The sequence below is a fragment of the Marinobacter sp. SS21 genome (assembly GCF_028369065.1).
In the GTDB taxonomy this organism is placed as follows: Bacteria; Pseudomonadota; Gammaproteobacteria; order Pseudomonadales; family Oleiphilaceae; genus Marinobacter.
This window is the reverse complement of record NZ_JAQNDA010000013.1, coordinates 59,490-80,746: the sequence shown is the minus strand read 5'-3', so window position 1 is coordinate 80,746 and position 21,257 is coordinate 59,490. Positions and strand designations below refer to the sequence as shown.

19 protein-coding genes are annotated in these 21,257 nt (G+C 61.5%); 16 read left to right on the top strand and 3 right to left on the bottom strand.

The genetic code is table 11. From position 1 onward, the window contains the following. Positions 1 to 97: 97 nt before the first annotated feature. The 6 genes from N6L25_RS15805 to N6L25_RS15780 all read left to right on the top strand — a co-directional run bounded on the left by N6L25_RS15805 (position 98) and on the right by N6L25_RS15780 (position 6,272). Positions 98 to 1,873 carry a chloride channel protein gene (locus tag N6L25_RS15805; protein ID WP_271982169.1) on the top strand — a complete coding sequence of 592 codons (1,776 nt, stop codon included), beginning with the start codon at positions 98 to 100 and terminating at the stop codon, positions 1,871 to 1,873. Between the two features lie 3 nt (positions 1,874 to 1,876). Continuing rightward, complete coding sequence (hemJ, locus tag N6L25_RS15800; RefSeq protein WP_271982168.1) at positions 1,877 to 2,299, top strand: protoporphyrinogen oxidase HemJ; 423 nt, start codon at positions 1,877 to 1,879, stop codon at positions 2,297 to 2,299. Between the two features lie 11 nt (positions 2,300 to 2,310). After that, the gene (gene thiD / locus N6L25_RS15795) at positions 2,311 to 3,099 is read left to right on the top strand and encodes a bifunctional hydroxymethylpyrimidine kinase/phosphomethylpyrimidine kinase (RefSeq protein ID WP_271982166.1); all 789 of its coding nucleotides are present in this window, start codon (positions 2,311 to 2,313) and stop codon (positions 3,097 to 3,099) included. Continuing rightward, positions 3,096 to 3,758: a thiamine phosphate synthase gene (gene thiE, locus N6L25_RS15790; RefSeq protein ID WP_271982163.1), complete on the top strand. Its 663-nt coding sequence runs from the start codon at positions 3,096 to 3,098 to the stop codon at positions 3,756 to 3,758. Before thiD ends, thiE begins: the two co-directional genes overlap by 4 nt. A 77-nt stretch (positions 3,759 to 3,835) precedes the next feature. Beyond that, entirely contained in the window at positions 3,836 to 5,116 is a 1,281-nt protein-coding gene (gene hemL / locus N6L25_RS15785; RefSeq protein ID WP_271982162.1) for a glutamate-1-semialdehyde 2,1-aminomutase, read from the top strand. 202 nt (positions 5,117 to 5,318) lie between these two features. After that, positions 5,319 to 6,272, top strand: coding sequence for a DUF4382 domain-containing protein (locus N6L25_RS15780; protein WP_271982160.1), 954 nt, complete (start codon positions 5,319 to 5,321; stop codon positions 6,270 to 6,272). 106 nt (positions 6,273 to 6,378) lie between these two features. On the opposite strand, the gene N6L25_RS15775 is transcribed toward N6L25_RS15780, so the two are convergent. Together N6L25_RS15775 and mrcB are read right to left on the bottom strand one after the other, a co-directional pair. Continuing rightward, positions 6,379 to 6,939 (bottom strand): tetratricopeptide repeat protein, encoded by a 561-nt coding sequence (locus N6L25_RS15775; RefSeq protein WP_271982158.1) that lies wholly within the window; start codon positions 6,937 to 6,939, stop codon positions 6,379 to 6,381. Next, entirely contained in the window at positions 6,939 to 9,263 is a 2,325-nt protein-coding gene (gene mrcB, locus N6L25_RS15770) for a penicillin-binding protein 1B (RefSeq protein WP_271982157.1), read from the bottom strand. The genes N6L25_RS15775 and mrcB overlap by 1 nt, the downstream gene beginning before the upstream one ends. A gap of 115 nt (positions 9,264 to 9,378) precedes the next feature. Here mrcB and N6L25_RS15765 point away from each other — a divergent pair, with 115 nt between their 5' ends. The 3 genes from N6L25_RS15765 (at position 9,379) to N6L25_RS15755 (ending at position 11,749) form a co-directional block, all read left to right on the top strand. Further along, on the top strand, positions 9,379 to 10,956 hold the full coding sequence (locus N6L25_RS15765) for a bifunctional aminoglycoside phosphotransferase/ATP-binding protein (RefSeq protein WP_271982154.1): 1,578 nt from the start codon (positions 9,379 to 9,381) through the stop codon (positions 10,954 to 10,956). A gap of 98 nt (positions 10,957 to 11,054) precedes the next feature. Further along, positions 11,055 to 11,411 carry a pentapeptide repeat-containing protein gene (locus N6L25_RS15760; RefSeq protein ID WP_271982152.1) on the top strand — a complete coding sequence of 119 codons (357 nt, stop codon included), beginning with the start codon at positions 11,055 to 11,057 and terminating at the stop codon, positions 11,409 to 11,411. Next, a complete protein-coding gene (locus tag N6L25_RS15755) occupies positions 11,408 to 11,749 on the top strand; it encodes a Rieske (2Fe-2S) protein (protein WP_271982150.1) in 342 nt (113 codons plus the stop codon). Before N6L25_RS15760 ends, N6L25_RS15755 begins: the two co-directional genes overlap by 4 nt. Here the strand turns inward: N6L25_RS15755 and sfsA are convergent. Beyond that, the gene (gene sfsA, locus N6L25_RS15750) at positions 11,733 to 12,461 is read right to left on the bottom strand and encodes a DNA/RNA nuclease SfsA (protein ID WP_271982148.1); all 729 of its coding nucleotides are present in this window, start codon (positions 12,459 to 12,461) and stop codon (positions 11,733 to 11,735) included. The genes N6L25_RS15755 and sfsA overlap by 17 nt on opposite strands. A gap of 214 nt (positions 12,462 to 12,675) precedes the next feature. Here sfsA and dksA point away from each other — a divergent pair, with 214 nt between their 5' ends. The 7 genes from dksA to folK all read left to right on the top strand — a co-directional run bounded on the left by dksA (position 12,676) and on the right by folK (position 21,182). Then, a complete protein-coding gene (gene dksA, locus N6L25_RS15745; protein WP_271982145.1) occupies positions 12,676 to 13,116 on the top strand; it encodes an RNA polymerase-binding protein DksA in 441 nt (146 codons plus the stop codon). Positions 13,117 to 13,160: 44 nt separating this feature from the next. Continuing rightward, a complete protein-coding gene (gluQRS, locus tag N6L25_RS15740) occupies positions 13,161 to 14,057 on the top strand; it encodes a tRNA glutamyl-Q(34) synthetase GluQRS (protein ID WP_271982144.1) in 897 nt (298 codons plus the stop codon). Between the two features lie 62 nt (positions 14,058 to 14,119). Then, on the top strand, positions 14,120 to 14,296 hold the full coding sequence (locus N6L25_RS15735; RefSeq protein ID WP_271982141.1) for a hypothetical protein: 177 nt from the start codon (positions 14,120 to 14,122) through the stop codon (positions 14,294 to 14,296). Then, positions 14,286 to 17,255: an ATP-binding protein gene (locus N6L25_RS15730; RefSeq protein ID WP_271982139.1), complete on the top strand. Its 2,970-nt coding sequence runs from the start codon at positions 14,286 to 14,288 to the stop codon at positions 17,253 to 17,255. The genes N6L25_RS15735 and N6L25_RS15730 overlap by 11 nt, the downstream gene beginning before the upstream one ends. A gap of 1 nt (position 17,256) precedes the next feature. Continuing rightward, positions 17,257 to 18,651 carry a sigma-54-dependent transcriptional regulator gene (locus N6L25_RS15725; RefSeq protein ID WP_271982136.1) on the top strand — a complete coding sequence of 465 codons (1,395 nt, stop codon included), beginning with the start codon at positions 17,257 to 17,259 and terminating at the stop codon, positions 18,649 to 18,651. 669 nt (positions 18,652 to 19,320) lie between these two features. Continuing rightward, complete coding sequence (pcnB, locus tag N6L25_RS15720; RefSeq protein ID WP_271982133.1) at positions 19,321 to 20,679, top strand: polynucleotide adenylyltransferase PcnB; 1,359 nt, start codon at positions 19,321 to 19,323, stop codon at positions 20,677 to 20,679. Then, on the top strand, positions 20,676 to 21,182 hold the full coding sequence (gene folK, locus N6L25_RS15715; RefSeq protein WP_271982131.1) for a 2-amino-4-hydroxy-6-hydroxymethyldihydropteridine diphosphokinase: 507 nt from the start codon (positions 20,676 to 20,678) through the stop codon (positions 21,180 to 21,182). Before pcnB ends, folK begins: the two co-directional genes overlap by 4 nt. The last annotated feature ends 75 nt before the right edge of the window (positions 21,183 to 21,257 follow it).

The window sequence follows — 21,257 nt, the reverse complement described above, 5'->3', positions numbered from 1 at the left end:
GATTGAAAGACCGGAGATGGATCTTGACCGCTCCAGGCGCTCAGGTCTACATCCCTGTTTTAGAACCTTCTTTCGTCCAACCGGAACCTCCGCGATCATGCGAAACATCAGGCAACAACTGGTCGAACACCTGATCCCGATGTTTCGCCGGAAGCTTTCTGGCGTAGATGCCCTGCCCCAATTGGCGATTTTGGGGCTGCTGTCGGGCCTGGTGACCGGCGCCGTCATCCTGATCTTTCGGCTGGCGATCGAATTACCCCTGGAGCATTTTTTACCCGATCACGACTCGGAGGCGTTCGAACGCCTGGACCCACTGATCCGAGGACTACTGCCCCTGGGCGGTGCGCTGGCGCTCGCGCTGTTCCTGCATCGGCTGGCCACTCAGGATCGCAAGGTGGGCATCGTCCACGTCATGGAGCGCCTCAATTACCACCAGGGCTATATTTCATTCCGCAGCGCGCTGGTTCAGTTCATCTGCGGCGTCGGCACCGTCGTCACGGGCCAGTCGGCCGGTCGCGAAGGGCCGGCCGTTCACCTCGGCGCTGCCTTTTCCAGTTTGATGGGGCAGTGGATGCGCCTGCCCAACAACAGTATTCGTACCCTGGTGGCCTGCGGCTGCGCAGCCGCCATTTCCGCCTCCTTCAACACCCCCATTGCCGGCGTTATTTTCGCCATGGAAGTGGTCATGATGGAATACACCATCGCCGGATTCACCCCCATCATCCTTTCCTCGGTCAGCGCCGCCGTGGTCTCCCGCGCGGTCTATGGCGATGAACCGGCGTTCAGCGTGCCTGCCCTGACCATGAATTCGCTGCTGGAAATTCCCTGGATTCTGGCCATCGCGGTCATCATCGGCATCGCCGCCGCCGGCTTCATTTACCTGCTGGATTATACCGGCCGCTACCACCAGCGCCCGGTGCTCCTACGCATCACCGTCGCAGGACTGTTGATGGTGCCGTTTGCGGTGGCCATTCCGGAAGTCATGGGTATTGGCTACGACACCGTCAGCCAAACCATCCACAACGAACTACCGTTCTGGCTGCTGCTCGGCGCCGGTCTGGCCAAACTGGTGGTGACGGCCCTCACCCTGGGACTGGGCATGCCCAGCGGGGTCATCGGACCCACCATTTTCATGGGCGCAACGTTGGGCGGAGCGATGGGACTGGTAGGTGCTTATGCGGCGCCCGACCTGGCCTCGTCGGTGGGTTTCTATGCCATGCTGGGCATGGGTGCGATGATGGGTGCCGTGCTGCAGGCGCCATTGGCCGCGTTGATGGCACTACTGGAGTTGACCCTGAACCCGCACATCATTCTGCCCGCCATGCTGATCATCACCGTCTCCAGTCTGGTGACCAGTGAGGTGTTCGGGCAAAAATCCCTGTTTCTCACCGTCCTCAAGAGCCAGGGCCTCAGCTACCAGAGTTCGCCGGTGATCCAGGCGCTGCGGCGGGTATCGGTGGGTGCGATCATGGAACGCAGCGTAACCCGGGTCCAACGATACCTATCCCAGGATGACTGCCGTCAGGCATTGAAGGCCGAATACAAGTGGCTGGTGGTGGAAGGCAGCAGCGGCCCCAGCGCCTTGATGCCCGCGGTGGACCTCGCCCGTTACCTGGAGGACTCGGCGGAAGAATGCCGAGAGGCCGGCACGGACATGCCGGACGAGGTCGACCTGATGAACATACCGGCCAACCGTCGCGACCTCGCTGCGGTGCAATACCAGGCCACCCTGGAGGAAGCCCTGCAGGTGTTCGACGACACCAAGGCAGAAGCGCTGTATGTACAGCGCCACATTGCCCCGATGATTCAACGAATCTACGGCGTAGTGCTGAAATCCGACATCGAAAGCTACTACCAATATCGACGGAGCTAACTCATGCTGTGGGTCAAAGCCCTACACCTGATTGCCATGGTCTGCTGGTTTGCCGGCATTTTTTATTTACCACGTCTGTTCGTTTACCATGCAGCCTGTGACGATCAGCCCGGACGCGAGCGGTTCAAGATCATGGAGCGCAAGCTGTACCGTGGCATTACCACACCGGCGATGATCGCCACACTGGTCTTCGGCGGCTGGCTGGTCAGTTTTAATCCGCAAGGCTACCTCAGCCAGGGCTGGCTGCATGCGAAACTGACCCTGATCGCCGTTCTGATCGCCTATCATGTGTACTGCGGCCGTCTGGTCAAGGTGTTCCAGGATGACCGGAACAGTCGCAGCCATGTATTTTACCGCTGGCTTAACGAACTGCCGGTATTGATTCTGGTGGCTGTGGTGATCCTGGCCACGGTCAAACCCTTTTAAGGAGCGCCACCATGAACCTCCAACATCGCCCCCAGGTTCTGGTCCTCTCCGGCCTTGACCCCTCCGGCGGCGCCGGCATCCAGGCCGATATTCAGGCCATCACCGCACTCGGCGCCCACCCTCTGCCGGTATTGACGTGCCTGACGGTGCAGGACACCCGCAATGTCTACAGCGCGACGCCGGTCGACGCGACCCTGATACGGCGGCAGCTCGATTGCCTGGCAGCAGACACCCCCATTCACGCCATCAAGACCGGCGCACTGGGGAATGCGGACATAGTTGAAACCCTGTTGGCATTTCTGGCCGACAAGCCGGACATTCCGCTGATCGTCGATCCGGTCATCAAGGCCGCCGGCGGTGGCGACCTGGCGGATCAGGCTCTGATCGACAGCATGCGGAGCCGGCTGTTCGGCCGGGCCCACCTGATTACCCCCAACGGCGTCGAACTGGCGTTGCTAGGCCAGGACAACGATGCCGATACCGCAGCCGCTACCCTGATGGCCGCCGGCTGCAAGGCGGTGCTGGCCACCGGGGGTCATGGCGAGGGCCGGCACATCGTCAACACCCTGTATCGCCCGGCCCAGGCCGCCAAACACTGGCAGATCCCCCGGATGGGCGGAGAATACCATGGCACCGGCTGCACGCTGGCGGCAGCCATCGCCGCCGGAAGTGCCGCCGGCTTATCGGCCGAAGCGGCCATCGAGCAGGCCCAACAGTTTGTGTCCAGGGCCATCGGCCAGGCCCTCGCCGTTGGCCAGGGCCAGCCGGTGCCCAATCGCAGCGTCCGGCTGACGCCATGACCACAAACTTCTGCAAAGGGCTGAGGCCTGGGCTCTACGCCATCACCGACAGCCAGTTGACCCCAGCGGACCAACTTCTGGAGATGGTCGAAGCGGCGCTGCGCGGTGGCGCGGTGCTCATCCAGTACCGCGAAAAGCTGGCGCCAGCGGCGGAACGGCTCAGCCAGGCCCGGAATCTGAATGCCGCCTGCAACAACGCCGGCGTGCCCCTGATCATCAACGACGATCCGCAACTCGCCCGCCGTGTGGGTGCCGCCGGCGTCCACTTGGGCCAGGGCGACGTGGCGCTGAGCGAGGCCCGTCACCTGCTGGGTGACGACGCCATTATCGGCATAACCTGCCACGACAGTCTGGCGCTGGCCAAGGCGGCGACGGCCGACGGAGCAGACTACCTGGCGTTTGGCCGTTTCTTCAGCTCTGCCACCAAACCCGGGGCGCCACCCGCAAACACGCAGGTACTCGCCGAGGCCAGGCAGTTCGGGCGGCCAATTACGGCAATCGGCGGCATCACCGTGGACAATGGTGCCGAGTTGGTCCGTGGCGGCGCCGACTTGCTCGCGGTGGTTGGTGGCCTGTTCGGATGCCCGCCGATTGAAGCGCAAGCCAGACGCTTTAGCGCACTGCTGGCGCACTACCACCCGCGGCTTCAGGCAAACTGACGCCCTGGACCAAGAACTTCGACACGACCATTTACGCATCAATCGACAATCGATCATCAACTACGGAACCCTGACCCATGACCCAGTCCGAAACGCTGTTTGAACAGGCCCAGAAATTCATTCCAGGCGGTGTCAATTCGCCCGTTCGGGCCTTCCGTGGCGTCGGCGGCACGCCGATTTTCTTCAACCACGCCGAAGGCGCCTATCTGTATGACGAGGACGGTCGCCGCTACATCGATTACATTGGCTCCTGGGGCCCGATGATCCTCGGCCATTCAGATCCCCGCATCAAAGCCGCCCTGCACAAGCAGATCGATCTGGGTGTGGGCTACGGCGCGCCGACAGCCATCGAAACCGACATGGCCAAGAAGGTCTGCGAACTGGTGCCCTCCATCGACCTGGTGCGGATGGTCAACTCGGGAACCGAGGCCACCATGAGTGCGATCCGTCTGGCCCGAGGCTATACCGGCCGCGACAAGATCGTAAAGTTCGAGGGCTGCTATCACGGCCACGTCGACTCGCTGCTGGTGAAAGCAGGCTCCGGCGCCCTCACCCTCGGCGTCCCCAACTCGCCGGGCATTCCAGCCAGTCTTGCCGAACACACCCTGACCCTGGACTACAACGACATCGACGGCGTACGCGACACCTTTGCCCGGCTTGGCGAACAGATTGCTGCCATTATCGTCGAACCGGTGGCCGGCAACATGAACTGCATCCCTCCGGTGCCGGGCTTCCTGGAATGTCTGCGGGAGGTGTGTGACGACAGCGGCGCGGTGCTGATCTTTGACGAAGTCATGACCGGTTTCCGGGTGTCCCTCGGCGGGGCTCAGGGCCACTACGGCATTACGCCGGATCTGACCGCCCTCGGCAAGGTCATTGGCGGCGGCTTGCCGGTGGGCGCGTTCGGAGGTAAACGGGAGATCATGGAACACATCGCCCCACTGGGACCGGTGTATCAGGCCGGCACCCTGTCGGGCAACCCGCTGGCCATGGCCGCCGGCCTGACCACCCTGAACGCCATTGCCGAGCCGGGCTTTCATGACCAACTGGCGCTTAAAACCGCGCAAGTGCGTGACGGCCTGAAGGCCGCGGCGGATCGGGCAGGCATTCCGCTGACCGTGCAGGGCGTTGGCGGCATGTTCGGCTTCTTCTTTACCGAAGCCGAACAGATCACCCGCTTTGACCAGGTCATGGCCTGCGACGTGGAACGATTCAAGGCGTTCTTCCAGGGTATGCTCAAGGAAGGGGTCTATCTGGCACCTTCGGCCTTCGAGGCCGGCTTCGCCTGCGCCGCCCTGTCCGAAGAGGACATTGCTCATACCATCCAGGCCGCTGAGATCGTGTTCGCAAACCTGTAGCCGCTAACAATCGGTTACACTTGCCTCATTACCAGCAAATTCCACTTAACCGCCTGGCAAATAAAGAAAAATGTTTGCCTGGCGGTCCCGAGCCCACAATGCTTACAGAGCTGTAATGCTCCGGAAAGACGTGCTTGAGCCTTATCTCCTATGCTGTAGCTAAATTCACGGGACTACCTGTTTTGCAGTAAGGAGCCTTGCTATGAAAAACCAAAAACTAAAACTGGTCACCGCAATCGCCATGACATCAGCTCTCGCGGCCTGTGGCGGTGGCAGTTCCGGTTCGGGTGACACCGGCCAGGTATCAGTGAACGTGACCGACGCACCTGCCAGCGAATTTACCGACGTCACCATTTCCTTCACCGGCATTTCCCTGAAGCCTGCCGACGGTCAGTGGATCGAGTTTACCTTTGATGAGCCCAAGACCTGGAACCTGTTGGAGCTGACCGGCGGCATCAGTGAGCCACTGATCACCGACGAGGAAGTGCCGGCAGGGGAATACTCCGAGCTGCGCCTGAAGATCGATACCGAAAACTCCTATGTTGTACTCGCGTCCCAACCGGATTATGAGGCAACCCTGGCGGTGCCCTCCGGCGAGCAGAGCGGTCTGAAGCTGAAGGGCGAGCTGATCGTGGCCGCCGATGCGACCACCGACTTCACCATCGATTTCGACGTGGCCAAGTCCATCGTCAACCCCAAGGGCACGTCATTGGCGGACTACCTGCTGAAGCCGTCACTGAGACTGGTTAACAACCTCGAAGTCGGCGCCATTGTCGGCACGGTGGACTACCCGCAAATCAACTCCACCCGGTCAGCCGATGGCGGCCTCACCGACTGCGCGGCTGAGTACGCCGGCGCTATCTACGTTTATGCCGGTGCGGACGTGACGCCGACCGACCTGAACCTGGCCGATGACGACACCTCAAACGACCCATTGATGATTGTTCCGGTCAGCGACGACGACAACAATGGCCTGTATGAGTACACCGCCGCCTTCCTGACCGCCGGCGACTACACCATCAGCTATACCTGCCAGCTGGACGACAACGAAGTCGCCGACACCGAACTGGCCGACAACCCACTGCAATTTGAAGGCACCCAGACGCTGACCGTGGTGGCCAACGAAGACGTCACCGCCGAGACCATCCCGCTGTAAACAGCGACGGCGCAAGCGTTTTCTAGGACGAGACAAGGCACACAAAAAAGGGGGGGGCTGAAAAGCCCCCCCCTTTTTATGTGCCTGCCGTTTTGAATCACCGCGATCAGAGATTCCCGGCCCTGGCCTCGGCTTGATCGGCACCGGCCACATTGCCGCGAGCCCGGCGAATGTCCGCCAGCAACAGCCAACCGGCCCGCTGCAGGCCACTGTCATTGCCTGCCAGGGACAGTCCTTTCAAGGTGAACTGCTCGGCGGCAGCCAGGTTGCCCGCGGCCACATAGGCCTCCGACAGTTTGAAATACACGGCGGCAGAGCGCGGCGCGATCCGTTGGGCCCGTTCCAGCTGGCCGATGGCGGCGGGCACGTTGCCCTGGGCCAGCAAGCTGTCAGCCTTGCGCACCAGACTGGCGGCGGCTCCAGACAGCGACTCGCCCTGATCCTGATAACTCGGTGCGGACGACCGCTCTGGTTCCGCCGGCGGCGTCATTGGCCGCACCGAAGCGGGCGCCGACTCCGGCGCTGGTGAGACAGCACCGCTGGAACTGCGGTTATAATCAGGCGGTGGCGCCGCCGGTACATAAATCGATCCGCCAGGACCGGCCGCACAGCCGGTCAGCAGCAACGACAAGACCGCCGTCACGCCATAGATCTTCGTTCTGTTCATTAGAAAAGTTCCTCGAACCAGCCTCGCAACCGCCGTTGCAATCCGCCGCCACAGCGGTCGGTTACGGTAGGCTCACTGCCAGCGATAAAGGGCACCAGACGGGCGTTATCACAATACTGGCCGCTGAGTGCCGCGGTGTGTGGATTGACCCAATGATACTGCACACCATCCGGCACCACCGGAGAAAAGCCGTGCTGAGGCACGCTGGCCATGAAATCGGACCACACCGGTAGCGCACCGGTAGCACCAGACAGGGAGGTGGCGCCATTGTCGTCCCGCCCAACCCAGGTCACTGCCAGCCAATCACCGCTGAAGCCTGCGAACCAGCTGTCGCGGCCATCGTCGGTGGTACCCGTCTTGCCCGCCAGACTGAGCTCCTGCGACACCCGTCGATAGACGGAACGTCCAGTGCCCTCCTGCATGGTTTCCTGCATCACGTACTGCACCAGGTGCGTCGCTGCCGGGTCGAGTACCTGCTCCACCGCCAGATTGTAGCGGCTCAGGGGCTGGCCCTCGGCGTCCGTGACCTGGCGAATGGTCCGCAACGGCGTATTGAAACCGGCGGTGGCCAAGCCCTGGTAAGCCTGCGCAACGGTCACCGGTGTCATCGATACGGCTCCCAGCAGCATGGATGGGTACTCCGAGATGGGATCGGCCACCCCCAGATCGTGCAGCATGTCAACCACCGACTCTATCCCGACGTCCAGCCCGACCCGCACGGTGGGCAGGTTGTACGAGCGCGACAGTGCCTGGTGCAACGGCACATCGCCACGCTCCTCGCCATCATAGTTCTTAGGCTCCCACCGCCGACCGTCGTCGAAGACCAGGGCGAAGCTCTTGTCATGGACCGGGGTGATCAAAGTGTATTTATCCGGCCGCTGCAAGGCCGCCAGATAGACAAACGGCTTGATCAGCGAGCCAATCGGGCGGCGCGCGTCGAGGGCCCGGTTAAACCCGGCAAAGCGCGGATCGCGCCCGCCCACCAGAGCCACCACTTCGCCGCTGTCACGACTGCTCACCACCATGGCCGATTCCAGTTGGCGGTCGCCGCTGGCATCCAGGCGATCCAGGGTTTGCCGGACCGAGAACTCGGCCGCGTACTGGATCGACGGATTCAGAGAAGTGAAGATTCTCAGGCCCTCGCTCTGCAGATCCTCTTCCTTATAGTCGCGCGCCAGATGGCGGCGGACCAGATCGATAAAGGCCGGGTAGCGGTTCTCGGAAAAGGACGGACTGCCGGTGACCCCCAGCGGTCTGGCCTGGTACTGACGAGCCGACGCCTCGTCGATATGGCCATTGTCGGCCAGCACACGGAGTACCAGGTTGCGGCGTTGCAGCGCCCGCTCAGGGTGGCGGCGTGGATCGTAATAGCTGGGGCCCTTCACCAAGCCCACCAGTAGGGCGACCTGGTGCAATTCCAGCTCAGCCAGGGACTGGCCGAAATAAAACTGGCTGCCCAGCCCGAATCCATGGATGCTGCGCACCCCAGCCTGTCCCAGGTACACCTCGTTGAGATAGGTTTCGAAGATATCGTTTTTGTCGTAGTGCCATTCCAGCAACAACGACATCAACGCTTCATTACCCTTGCGGACGAGGGTCTGTTCGCGACTGAGGTAGAAATTCTTGACCAGCTGCTGGGTCAGGGTACTGCCCCCCTGCACCACCCGGCCGGCCTGCAGGTTGACCCACATAGCCCGGGCGATGGACAGGGGTGACACCCCGAAATGCTCGTAAAAATCACGATCTTCCACCGCCAGCAGTGCTTCTTCGAAGAACGGTGGCAGATCGCCGCTCTGGATCAGGATACGGTCTTCCTTGTGCGCCGGATAGATGCCGCCGATCTGGGCCGGTTCCAGGCGTACGATGGGGGAGTCCTCACCGGACAGGACCCGGAAGCCACGCACCCGATCGCCGGACACCGTCAGCGACAGCCGACGTCGGGGTTCGGCGCCGTCACTGAAGGTAAAGCCACGGGTGCTGATGACGAAGCGATTCGCCGATTGCTGATAGGTTCCCGGCGTGCGGCCGTCGCCCTTGCGATAGCCGGCCAGCGCAAGCTCACGGGCCAGCCCGCCGGTGCTGATGCTGGCGCCATCGTACAGTTCCAGTGGCCGAGCATAGACCCGGGATGGCACTTCAAAGCGACGGCCCTCGAAACGCGAGGTCACCACGGCATCGAGGTAAACCAGCCAACCGGCCAGCACCACGACGCCCACCAGGCAGGCCCGCCCCAACAGCCCCCAGAACCAGGACCAGCGCCGGCGCGCGACCGGCGGCCGGGATGACTTGCGGGATTTCTTCGATGCGGTAGATCTTTTCTTCATGGCGCGATTATACCCACAGCCCCGGCGACAGTTGCAGGTCAGCTCTGTGTTATTTCTGTAATGTGCCCGCTATGATAAGCAGCGACAAAAAGAAACAACGCTGCAAGGAGTAGCCGTGAGCGACGCAACTACCGACAACCTGATCCGGGCGCTACAGAACCCGGCGCTGTATGACCATACCGTCACCGATTTTCGGGTGCTCGAAACGCACATTTCCTGGGTCATCCTCACGGGGGACTACGCCTATAAGATCAAAAAGCCGATGGACTTCGGCTTCCTCGATTTTTCCACCCTGGAGCGGCGCCGGCAGTTCTGTGAGGAAGAGCTGCGCCTGAACCGGCGTCTGGCCAGGGATCTGTACCTGGAGGTGCTGCCCATCACCGGCAGTCCGGATGAGCCCAGCCTTGGCGGCAGCGGTGAAGCGATCGAGTACGCCATCCGTATGCGGCAATTTGACCAGGACGCGCTGTTTGATGTCCGCCAGGAACAAGGCAACCTGGCGCCGTCGCTGCTCACCAGCCTGGCGCGCCAGGTCGCGGAATTCCACGACACCCTGCCCCCGGTCCCCGCCGGCAAGGCCCTGGGCACGCCAGAGGCAGTCTATGCCGCCATGCAGGAGAACTTCGATCAGATCCGCCCGCTGTTGTCGGACCAAGCTCTGCTGAGTCAGCTGGACAACCTGGAGGACTGGACCCGCACGACCTTCGAGCGCCACAAGGAGCAGGTTGGCCTGCGCCATCGCGACGGCTATGTGCGTGAGTGTCACGGCGACTTGCACCTGGCCAACATCACCGTCTTTAACGACCAGGTGACGGTCTTCGATGGCATTGAGTTCAACGAGCCGTTCCGCTGGATCGATGTGATCAACGACCTGGCGTTCTTGTTGATGGATCTGGAATCCCGACGCGAATACAACCTGGCCAATCTGGTGCTCAACACCTACCTGGAGTACCGCGGGGATTTCGAGGCGCTGGCGCTGCTGCCGCTGTACAAGACTTACCGTGCCCTGGTGCGGGCGAAGATCGCCCTGTTTACCCGGGGCAACCCATCGCTCACCGAGACCGAGCTGGAAGGCCTGATGCAACGGTATCGGGATTACGCCAACCTGGCGGAGAGCTATGGCGACATTCCCAACCACTACCTGCTGGCAACCACCGGCCTGTCCGCCAGCGGCAAGACCTGTGTCAGCGCCGCCATGGCCGGCGAACTCGGGCTGATCCGATTGCGTTCCGATGTCGAACGCAAACGGCTGTTCGGCCTACGCCCTCTCGACCAAAGCCATTCCTCGGTGGGCAGCGAGCTCTACACACCGGAAGCCAATGCCAACACCTACCAGCGCCTGGCCGAGCTGGCCGCCATGCTGCTGGAAGCCGGGTTGCCGGTGATCGTCGATGCCGCCTGTCTGAAAGAGCAGGAGCGGACCCTGATTGCCGAAGTGGCCGAAGCCCACAGCGTGCCCTTCGCACTGCTGCACTGCGAGGCGCCGGAGGCACTGCGCCGGGACTGGATTCGCAAACGTACCGGTGATGCCTCGGAAGCCACCGAGGAACTGCTTGACGCTCAGCAAACCTGGCTTGAGCCGCTGACCCAGGACGAGAAAACCCATACCGTCCACATTCACACCGAGCAGGAGCATGTCGGCGAAGCCTTGGCTGGCCGTATCCGCCAGCATCTGGGCCTGCCATCCAACTGACCACAGCGCAGAATAGCCGGCACACTGACGCCACCCTGACCTACACTTGGGAGACCCCCGCCTGGCGGGGGTGCTGACGACACACAACGGAGCCCAACATGGATGCAGATTCGATCCGTCAACTCGACGACCCGCTGTACCAGATCCTGCGCAATGAAAACGTCGAAGCCTTCAACCGAGCCAAGGCAGAGGCCGGCGAGCTTCCCAGCTTTGCCCGCTGCGACTTTCGCGGACTCGATCTGCGGGGCATGGCGGCGGCGGGGCTGGATTTCAGTGACGCCTATTTCCGGGGCGCCGATCTGCGCGGCATTGACTTCAGCGGCTGTCGGCTGGAAGGCGCCAGTATCGCGGGGGCCAAGATTTCCGGTTGCTATTTTCCGCTGGAGCTGCAGGCCGATGAAATCGTCATGTCACTGAACCATGGCACCCGGATGAGGTACAACACCGGCAAATGAACAGCTCAGCATCGTGGCAAGTGGTTTGCCGAAGGGAAGAACTGGCGCACAGCCAGGTCATCGAGTTTACGGTGAACGAGACGCCCGGCTTTGTTCTCGCCCACCAGGGCAAGCTCACCGCGTTCGTGAATCGCTGCCCCCACCTGGGTATCGAATTGAACTGGATGCCGGGCCGTTTCCTGGATGCGAATCAAAGCTTTATCCAGTGCGCCACCCATGGTGCGCTGTTTACCATCGACCAGGGCCAGTGCATTGTAGGGCCCTGCCAGGGCGACGCCCTCACGGTGTTGAACACCCGGGAGCAGGACGGAGAGGTTCTGGTCAGGGTGCCAGCCTGACCGGTAGCGGCCGGATCAAGGAGAGCCTGCCGGTGACTTCGTCCGGGTGGCCCAGCTCTGCCTGATAGGCGATGACTTCCACGCCGCGGGCGACGGCTTCACTCAGCAGGGCACTGTAGTCCGGGTCGATGTGGGTCGCGGGCGCCACCGAGCTGATGCCGGTGTGGTTCACGCAGAAAAACAGCACCGCCCGCTGACCCAGTGCCGCCTGCCCCATCAATTCCCGCAAGTGTTTCTGGCCCCGGGTAGTGACCGCGTCGGGGAAGTAGCCCTTGCCGTCTTCGCACAGGGTGACGTTCTTGACCTCCACCCAGGCATCCGCAGCCGTCGCATGCCCTGACAGATGCAGATCGATCCGACTGTTCTCTGCGCCATACCTGACCTCCCCGCGACACACCGCATACCCTGCCAACTCTGCCACCCGACCGGACTCGATCGCGGTGCGGACCTGCTCATTCGGCCGCCCGGTATTGATGCAGGCCAGTTGCCCAGGCGCGGTTTCCACCAGCTCCCAGGTGTACCGCAACTTGCGTTTGGGATTGTCATTGGCCGTTAACCAAACCCGGGCATGATCGGGCTTGCAACCCAGCATGGAGCCGGTATTGGGGCAGTGGGCGGTCACCACCGTGCCATTGCTCAGTTCGACGTCGGCCAGGAAGCGCTTGTAGCGTTTGATCAACCGTCCCTCGATCAACGGTGATGGGAAATGCATGCTATTCTCCGAAATGGATGCCTGAAGATAGAGGCTGCGATGGGCCTGCATGATACGGCAGCCGCGGGATATCGCCAATGCACGGATCGCGATAGCAAAGCTGGCGCCTCAGATGCTTATCTGGTATTTTCCGCAAATTCCCGTATCAGGATTGACATTCCGGGCAATGGATAACGGAGTGTCCTTGTGAAGTACAAAAAAGAGGCCGGGTTACATGGCAAACACCGCTGAAAAATCACGTGAGAATTTTACCAACTTCACCCCCTATGAAATGAAAAAGGGTGAAGAGTACATGAGTGCCGACATGCTCGAGCACTTCCGCAACCTGCTGCTGCAGTGGAAGCAGGAATTGATGGAAGAAGTCGATCGCACTATGCACCACATGCAAGAGGACGCGGCAAACTACGCCGACCCCAGCGACCGAGCGACTCAGGAAGAAGAGTTCAGCCTGGAGCTGCGGACCCGGGACCGCGAACGCAAACTGATCAAGAAGATTGATCAGACCATTGATCGCATTGACAAGGACGATTACGGCTTTTGCGATCAGTGTGGCGTGGAAATCGGCATTCGTCGCCTGGAGGCCCGCCCAACCGCAACCCTGTGCATCGACTGCAAGACCCTGGCGGAGATTCGCGAGCGCCAAACCGGCATCTGAGCCGCCACGGAGCCAAGGGCGCCACCACTGGCGCCCGCCGCACTATGCCGCCCCTTGCTTACCGCGGCCGCTTTGCGCCGTCGCCCACCGGCCCCCTACATTTTGGTTCCCTGGTCACCGCACTTGCCAGCTACCTGGAAGCACGACAACACCAGGGCACCTGGCTGGTGCGTATCGAAGACCTGGATCCGCTTAGGGAATCCAGTACCGCCACCGATCAGATCCTGGCATCGCTGGAGGCTCACCAACTGCGACCGGACGAACCGGTTCGCTTCCAGTCCCAACGCTCCGAAGCCTACCAGAGTGCCATTGATCAGTTGCTCTCCCGCGGCCACGCCTATGGCTGCGCCTGCTCCCGCAAAGAGCTGCGCGCCCTGGGTGGGCACCATACCGCGGCCTGCCACGAACGGCGCCTCGCCCATCCGACGCCCGGCCAGGCAATTCGCTTTGCGCTGAACGACGACATTGCCCATTGGGACGACCAGTTACTGGGCCCCCAGACCCTGGCGGTGAGAGCCGAAGTGGACGATCCGGTGATTCTGCGCAAGGAGGGATTCTTCGCCTACCAACTGGCCGTGGTGCTGGACGACATCGACCAGGGCATCAGCCACATCGTACGGGGCTCCGACCTGCTCGACACCACCGGCCAGCAGCAACAGATTTTCCGCTCTTTTTCAGCGACTTACCCACGCTGGCTGCACATACCCGTGATCCTCAACGAACAGGGTCAGAAACTGAGCAAACAAACCCACGCGCCGGCACTGAACAACGACCACGCCGGCCTCAATCTGTTCCGGGCACTCAAGGCGCTGGGACAGCAACCACCCGCCCACCTCAGCCAGGGCGAGCCCGGCAGGGTGCTTGACTGGGCTTGCACTCATTGGCGCCGCGAGCGCGTCCCACTCCGCCCTCAACGCGAGAACGACCCGCCCGAGCACTGACAGCAACAGGGCTGTCATGTTATAAACTCAGCTCAAGAATTCGTTCAGGAACCGATCATCAGATGTATATCTACCGCCTGGTCTTCCTGCTGGTGTTGGCGATTTACATTTTTTCGCCCAACATCCTCGACTGGTGGATCGCCCCTGGTAATGCCTGGTACACCCCGTTCTTGCTCTGGGGCGTCCTGATCGCATTGGCCTTCTGGCTTGAATGGCGGCGCAATCCCAATGAGCTTTAGCCTTTCCGCCCTGCTAACCTACAGTTTTCTCTACCTGCTTTTGCTGTTCGGCGTTGCCCACCTGACCGAACGCGGCGTTATACCCCGCGCCTGGGTCCAGCATCCACTGATCTACACATTGAGCCTTGGCGTGTACGCGGGCATCTGGGCGGTCTATGGCGCGCTGGTGGTTGCCGATGAAACCGGCTACGGCTTCCTGGCCTACTACCTGGGAATCAGCGGCGCATTCCTGCTGGCGCCGGTGCTGCTCACCCCGGTGTTACGCATTGTGCGCGCCTACCAGCTCACCTCCCTGGCGGATCTGTTTGCCTTCCGCTACCGCAGCCAGCTGGCTGGCACGCTCGCCACCCTATGTTCGGGTATCGCGATCCTGTCGTTGCTGAGCATGCAGATCAAGGCAGTGACCGATTCCGCCAACCTGTTGGCCCCGGATGCCGAGCCGCACCTGACCAGCATTCTGTTCAGCCTGATCGTCGTGTTGTTTGCGGTTCTGTTCGGCGCCCAGCGGGACCAGGGCTCGGAGAGCCATCGCGGCCTGGTGGTGGCGATCGCCTTCGATTCCTTCGTCAAACTCGGGGCCATGCTGGTGCTCGGCGGGGTGGTGCTGTTTTCCGTTTTTGGCGGCCTGAACGGACTGGAGGACTGGCTAGCGGCCCATAAGGCCCGCGCCGGCGCCATGGAGCTAGGGATCCATGACGGTAATTGGCGCACTCTGATGCTGATGTCCTTTGCTGGCGCGCTGGTCCTGCCCCACATGTACCATATGATATTCAGCGAAAACCCCAGCGCCCGCGCCCTCTCCAGCGCCAGCTGGGGCCTGCCACTGTATCTGTTACTGCTGGCTCTGCCGGTGCCTATTATCTTTTGGGGCGGCATGGAGCTGGGTGCCAGCACCCCTGCCAGCTACCTGGTCATCGGGGTCAGCCAGGCGCTGGACAGCCCCGCGCTGGTGCTGCTGATGTACGTGGCTGGCCTCAGCGCCGCCAGCGGACTGATGATCGTCAGCACCCTGGCCCTGGCCGGCATGCTGCTCAACCACGTTGTCTTACCGCTGCACACCCCCCAGGACCGTGGCGACATCTATCGATGGCTGCGTTGGATCAAACGGGTATTGATTACCCTCATCATCCTCACCGCGCTGCTGTTCCACGATAGGCTGGGGGCTAAGCTGGATCTGATCATCCTGGGGGTGCTGGCACTGTCCGGTGTTCTGCAATTACTGCCCGGGGCGCTGGGGGTCATCTATTGGCCGGAAGGGAACCGCCGCGGCCTAAACGCCGGACTGGTCACCGGTGTCACGGTGTGGGTGGTGACCTTGGTGCTGCCGTTCTCCAATGTCGCAAACCCGCTGGCCGCCATCGAAGCCCCGCTGATTCCCGACCAACAGAACTGGCACATCTTCGTATTCCTGAGCCTGAGCCTAAATGTGACGGTGTTTGCCCTGGTTTCACTGATCAGCAAACCCAGCGCGGAGGAAGTCAGTGCGGCCCAGGCCTGTTCCTGGGGCGCGTTGTCCCGCCCCCAACGCCGGGAATTGCTGGCGACGTCATCCGCCGAATTCGTCGAGCAGTTGTCAGCGCCACTGGGCGAGGAGGTTGCCCACCGGGAAGTAGAGCGAGCCCTCGATCAGCTCAAACTGCCCGCCGCGGAATACCGGCCCTACCAGCTGCGCCGCTTGCGGGACCAGATTGAAGTGAACCTGTCCGGCTTGATGGGCCCCACGGTCGCCCGGGATATCGTCAAGCGCCACCTCAGTTTCAAACCGCTGGCCGGCGACGACAGCGCCCAGGACATCCATTACATGGAACGGGCCCTCGGCAGCTACCAGAGCCAGCTTACCGGGCTCGCCGCAGAGCTGGACAATCTCCGCCGCCATTACCGTCAGACTCTGCAGAATCTACCCATTCCCGCCTGCTCGGTGGGCGATGACGGCGAGATCCTGATGTGGAATCACGCCATGGCGCAATTGACCGGCATTGCCGCCGACGATGTGGTGGGCGGCCGGTTGCTGGCATTGCCCGACCACTGGTACACACTGCTGGATGATTTCGTCAGTGGCCAGGACCTGCACCGCTACAAACACCGATTGGACCTGCGGGGCCGACCCCATTGGCTCAACCTGCACAAGGCAGCACTGAGCGGCCCCGACCATCCGGAAGGCGGCAGCATCATCCTGGTTGAAGACCAGACCGAAACCCGCCTGCTGGAGGACGAGCTGATGCACAGTGAACGGCTGGCCTCCGTGGGCCGGCTCGCTGCCGGCGTGGCCCACGAAGTAGGCAACCCCATCACCGGCATCTCGTCGCTGGCCCAGAACCTCAAGCTGGAAACAGACGATGCGGACATCCTGCACACCGCAGAACAGATCCAACAACAGACCCGGCGCATCTCGACCATCCTGCAGTCGCTGATGAACTTCGCCCGCACCGGCAACCACGCCCAGGCCAACCGCTACGAGCCGGCGGAGATCCACCGCTGCGTGGACGAGTCCATCAACCTGCTGTCACTGAGCGACCAGGGCCGGGGCATTCGTTACCAGAATCAGTGCCCGACGGATCTGGTGGTGTTGGGCGACGAGCAACGCCTGGTGCAGGTGTTCGTCAACTTACTGGCCAATGCCCGCGACGCCTCGCCCGAGGGCGGGCTAATTCGCATCAGTGGAAACCGTGAAGGTTACTCCGCTATTATCGAGGTCATCGATGAAGGCTCCGGCATTCCCGCTGATCAGCTAGACCATATTTTCGAGCCGTTTTACACCACCAAGGGTCCCAACCAGGGCACCGGGCTGGGTCTGTCCCTCGTCTACAGCATCGTGGAAGAACATTACGGCAACATTCAGGTCGAGAGCCCGGCGGGGCCTGAGACCGGGCGCGGCACCTGCGTCCGACTCCGACTGCCCGCCTACGAAGGTGACGACCAGGAACGCCCACACAGCCAGAACGAAAGGTCTCTAAACTGATATGCCCCGCATCCTGATTGTTGAAGACGAAGAGATCATCCGCTCAGCGTTGCGCAAGTTGCTCCTGCACGCCGGCTATGACGTTGCCGATGCTGGCTCCGTGGATGACGCAGAGCGGGAACAGGACCTGCAACAGTTTGACCTGATCATCTCCGACCTCCGCCTTCCCGGCGCGCCGGGCACCGAACTGATCAACCGGGCGCCCAACACTCCGGTTCTGATCATGACCAGTTACGCCAGCCTGCGATCCGCGGTGGATTCGATGAAGCTTGGCGCAGTCGAATACATCGCCAAGCCCTTCGACCACGACGAAATGCTGGCTGCGGTGGAGACGATCTTGCAGCAACGCGACGCCAACGACGAGGCCGCTCCCACCAGCCCCGAAGCGACCGCAGCAAACGCCTCCGATCCATCCAACATCATGTACGGCGAATGCGACGCCATGCGTCAGGTATTCCACCTCATCCGCAAGGTCGCGCCAACCGAGACCACCGTTCTGGTAAATGGCGAATCGGGCACCGGCAAGGAACTGGCGGCGAGGGCCCTGCATTTACTCAGCCCCCGTGCCGCCCGGCCATTGATTTCAGTAAACTGCGCAGCGATTCCTGAAAGCCTGATCGAATCAGAGCTGTTCGGTCATGAGAAAGGCGCCTTCACCGGCGCCGTCTCGGCCCGCACCGGCCTGATCGAAGCGGCAGACAGTGGCAGCCTGTTTCTCGACGAGATTGGCGAGCTTCCGCCCGAAGCCCAGGCCCGGCTGTTGCGGGTGCTGCAGGAGGGAGAAATCCGCAAGGTAGGCTCCACCCAGAGCCGTCAGGTGGATGTCCGGATGATCGCCGCCACCCACCGCAACCTCAAGGCGATGACCCGTACCGGCGAGTTCAGGGAGGATCTGTACTACCGACTCAACGTCATGCAGATCCGGATTCCGCCGTTGCGGGACCGCTTGGGAGACATTCTCGGCCTGGCCAGCAAGTTCCTGAAACGGCAAAGTGAGAAAATGGGCAACCCCAATCTCAACCTCAGCCCAGAGGCCATGCGAGCGCTGCAGCGGCACCGCTGGCCCGGCAATGTCAGGGAGCTGGAGAATGCCATCGAGCGGGCCTGCATTCTCTGTGAGGGCGATGTCATCACCCCGGCGATGCTGGATCTGGAGATGGAGGGTGACGATGTCAATATTCCTCAGAGCCTGGTTGAGGGCAACAACGAGCCCACCAAACCCCAAGAAGCCGACAACGGTAACGACCTTTCCCTGGAAGACTATTTCCAACATTTTGTTCTTGAAAATCAAGATCGTATGAGCGAAACCGAGTTGGCACAAAAGCTCGGCATCAGTCGCAAATCGCTGTGGGAACGGCGTCAGCGCCTGGGCATTCCGCGCAAAAAAACCAACTGACACCGACAGTGTTACCCGGTGTTACCGCACGAAACACCCGCAGGTATAAAAAACCCGCCCCGAGTAACACTTTAGTCTAATAATTCACCCCCTTCCAAAGTTTAATTTTATTAACTTACTGTTAACAAAGGCTTTTGAAAAACTGGCACAGGCAGTGCAACCATTAGTGCGCACGACAACAAAAACAATTGTGATGATGCGGCGCCAAAACAAAAACAAATAGCTGCACGGAACGTTCGGTAACAAAAACAAGAATAGAACGTAAGCGAACTGAGTGTTTTGGGTGCTTTGCTTTTTAGTGGACCCATGGCTTGTGTGAGTTGTAGGTGTAGAGAAGAATCGTCCGTTAGGCGCCGCTATATCTGCTCCAATCTCGCAATAAGTTACTGTCCGCTCTGTGTATTCAAAGCGTTCCGTTTGCCTTGATTGGCCCCACATCTGGGGCATGCAAGGGGCAAGAACATAAAAAAGAAGCCCGGCAAAAACAAAAACAACATGCAGATCGTCATTGCTTCTAGGGCGGGATCGCGAAAGCGGTCCCGCCTTTTAATTATCAGCCCCACTCACACCTTCAGATCCACTTAATTACCAGCCCCACGCCCCTCCCCGTGTGCAAATCTCGCTCAAACCGGTAAACTCTCGTTTTCGCTAAGCGCATCACGGAATTCAATGCTGACAAAACTCAAACAGAACGTTTCCCGGCTACTCGGAAACGGCAAGAAGAAAACACAGCGGCTGGAGCGGCGGGAAATCCCCCGAGACGAGCACAATGTGTCCCGCTCCATGATCAGCGAGCCCGCCAAAAAGGTACTGCACCGGCTGAACAAGGCGGGGTACGAGGCCTATCTGGTGGGCGGCGGCGTCCGCGACATCCTGCTCGATGGCAAACCCAAAGACTTTGACATCGCCACCAACGCCACGCCGGAGGAGGTGCACAACCTGTTCCGCAACTCCCGGCTGATCGGCCGCCGCTTTCGCATCGTCCACGTGCTCTTTGGCCGTGAAGTCATCGAGGTCACCACGTTCCGCGGCAATGCCCTGGATAATGACGACAGCAGCGATACCCAACGCAAGACCAGTGAACACGGCCTGCTGCTGCGGGACAATGTCTACGGCAACCAGGAAGAAGACGCCCTGCGCCGCGATTTCACCATCAACGCGCTCTATTACTGCATACGGGATTTCACGGTCATTGATTTCGCCGGCGGCATCGACGATCTGAAGCAGCGCCAGCTGCGCCTGATCGGCGACCCGGAAACCCGTTACCGGGAAGACCCGGTGCGCATGCTGCGGGCGATACGCTTCGCCGCCAAACTCGACTTTGAGATCGAACCGGCGACCGAGGCTCCCATCACCCAGCTGGCCGAGCTGCTGGATCACATCCCCTCTGCCCGACTGTTCGATGAGGTGCTGAAACTATTTTCGGCCGGGCACGGTGAAGCGACCTACGATTTACTGACCCGCTATGGTCTGTTGGCACCACTGTTCCCGCAGACCGCCAAGGCAACCCAGGAAGGCCAGCCCGACGAATTGATTCGCCAGGCCCTGCGCAACACCGACGCCCGCATTCGCCAGGGCAAGTCGGTGACCCCCTACTTCCTGTTTGCCGCCATGCTCTGGCCCGCGCTGCAGGCCGAATGGCAACGCCGCCAGGACCAAGGCGAACCGTTGCAACCCGCCTTCCACCAGGCAGCTGCCAAGGTCATTGGCCGGCAGGTACAGGCCACCTCGATCCCCAAACGCTTCTCCGGCCCGATGAAGGAAATCTGGGAGTTGCAGTTGCGTCTGCCCCGGCGCCAGGGCAAGCGCGCGCTGGCGACCATGGAGCATCCCCGCTTTCGTGCCGCCTATGACTTCCTGCTGGTCCGGGAGGCCTCCGGCGACACCGAGCCCGGCCTCGGGCAGTGGTGGACCGACTTCCAGGCCGCCGATACTCGCGGTCGCGAGCGCTTGCTGAGTGAACTGGCGAGCACCGGCCCCAAGCCGCGGCGCCGGCGCCGCAGCAGCCACCGAAACCGGGCCTCATGATCGTTCGCGCCTACATCGGCCTGGGCAGCAACCTGGCGGACCCGCTGCAACAACTGGCAACCGCGGTGGCGGCCCTGGCGGCCCTGCCCCGCAGCCGATTGCTCGCCCAGTCGCCCTTTTACCGAAGCGCGCCAGTCGGCCCCCAGGACCAGCCTGACTTCATCAACGGTGCGGTGGAACTGGAAACCCGATTGCCGGCCCTGGCGCTACTGGACGAGCTCCAGGCCATCGAGCACAACCATGGTCGCGAGCGCACCCAGCACTGGGGCCCCCGTACGCTGGATCTTGATCTGCTACTGTATGGCGATGAGCAAATGGATCTGGAGCGACTCCAGGTACCGCACCCGGAGCTGGTCAACCGGGATTTTGCCCTGCAACCCCTGCTCGACCTCAATCCGGAACTGGCGTTGCCCGACGGCCGCCGATTGGCGGACCTGCGGCGCCATTGCCCAGACAACCGGCTGCGTCGCCTGGAGCCAGAACCGGCGCCACCAAACGCCTAGGGAGCCTTGCCTAGCGTTCAGAGCAAGATTACCCTTATCCTCTGAGCATGTCGGCAGTCCTCCGACTCCCATCCC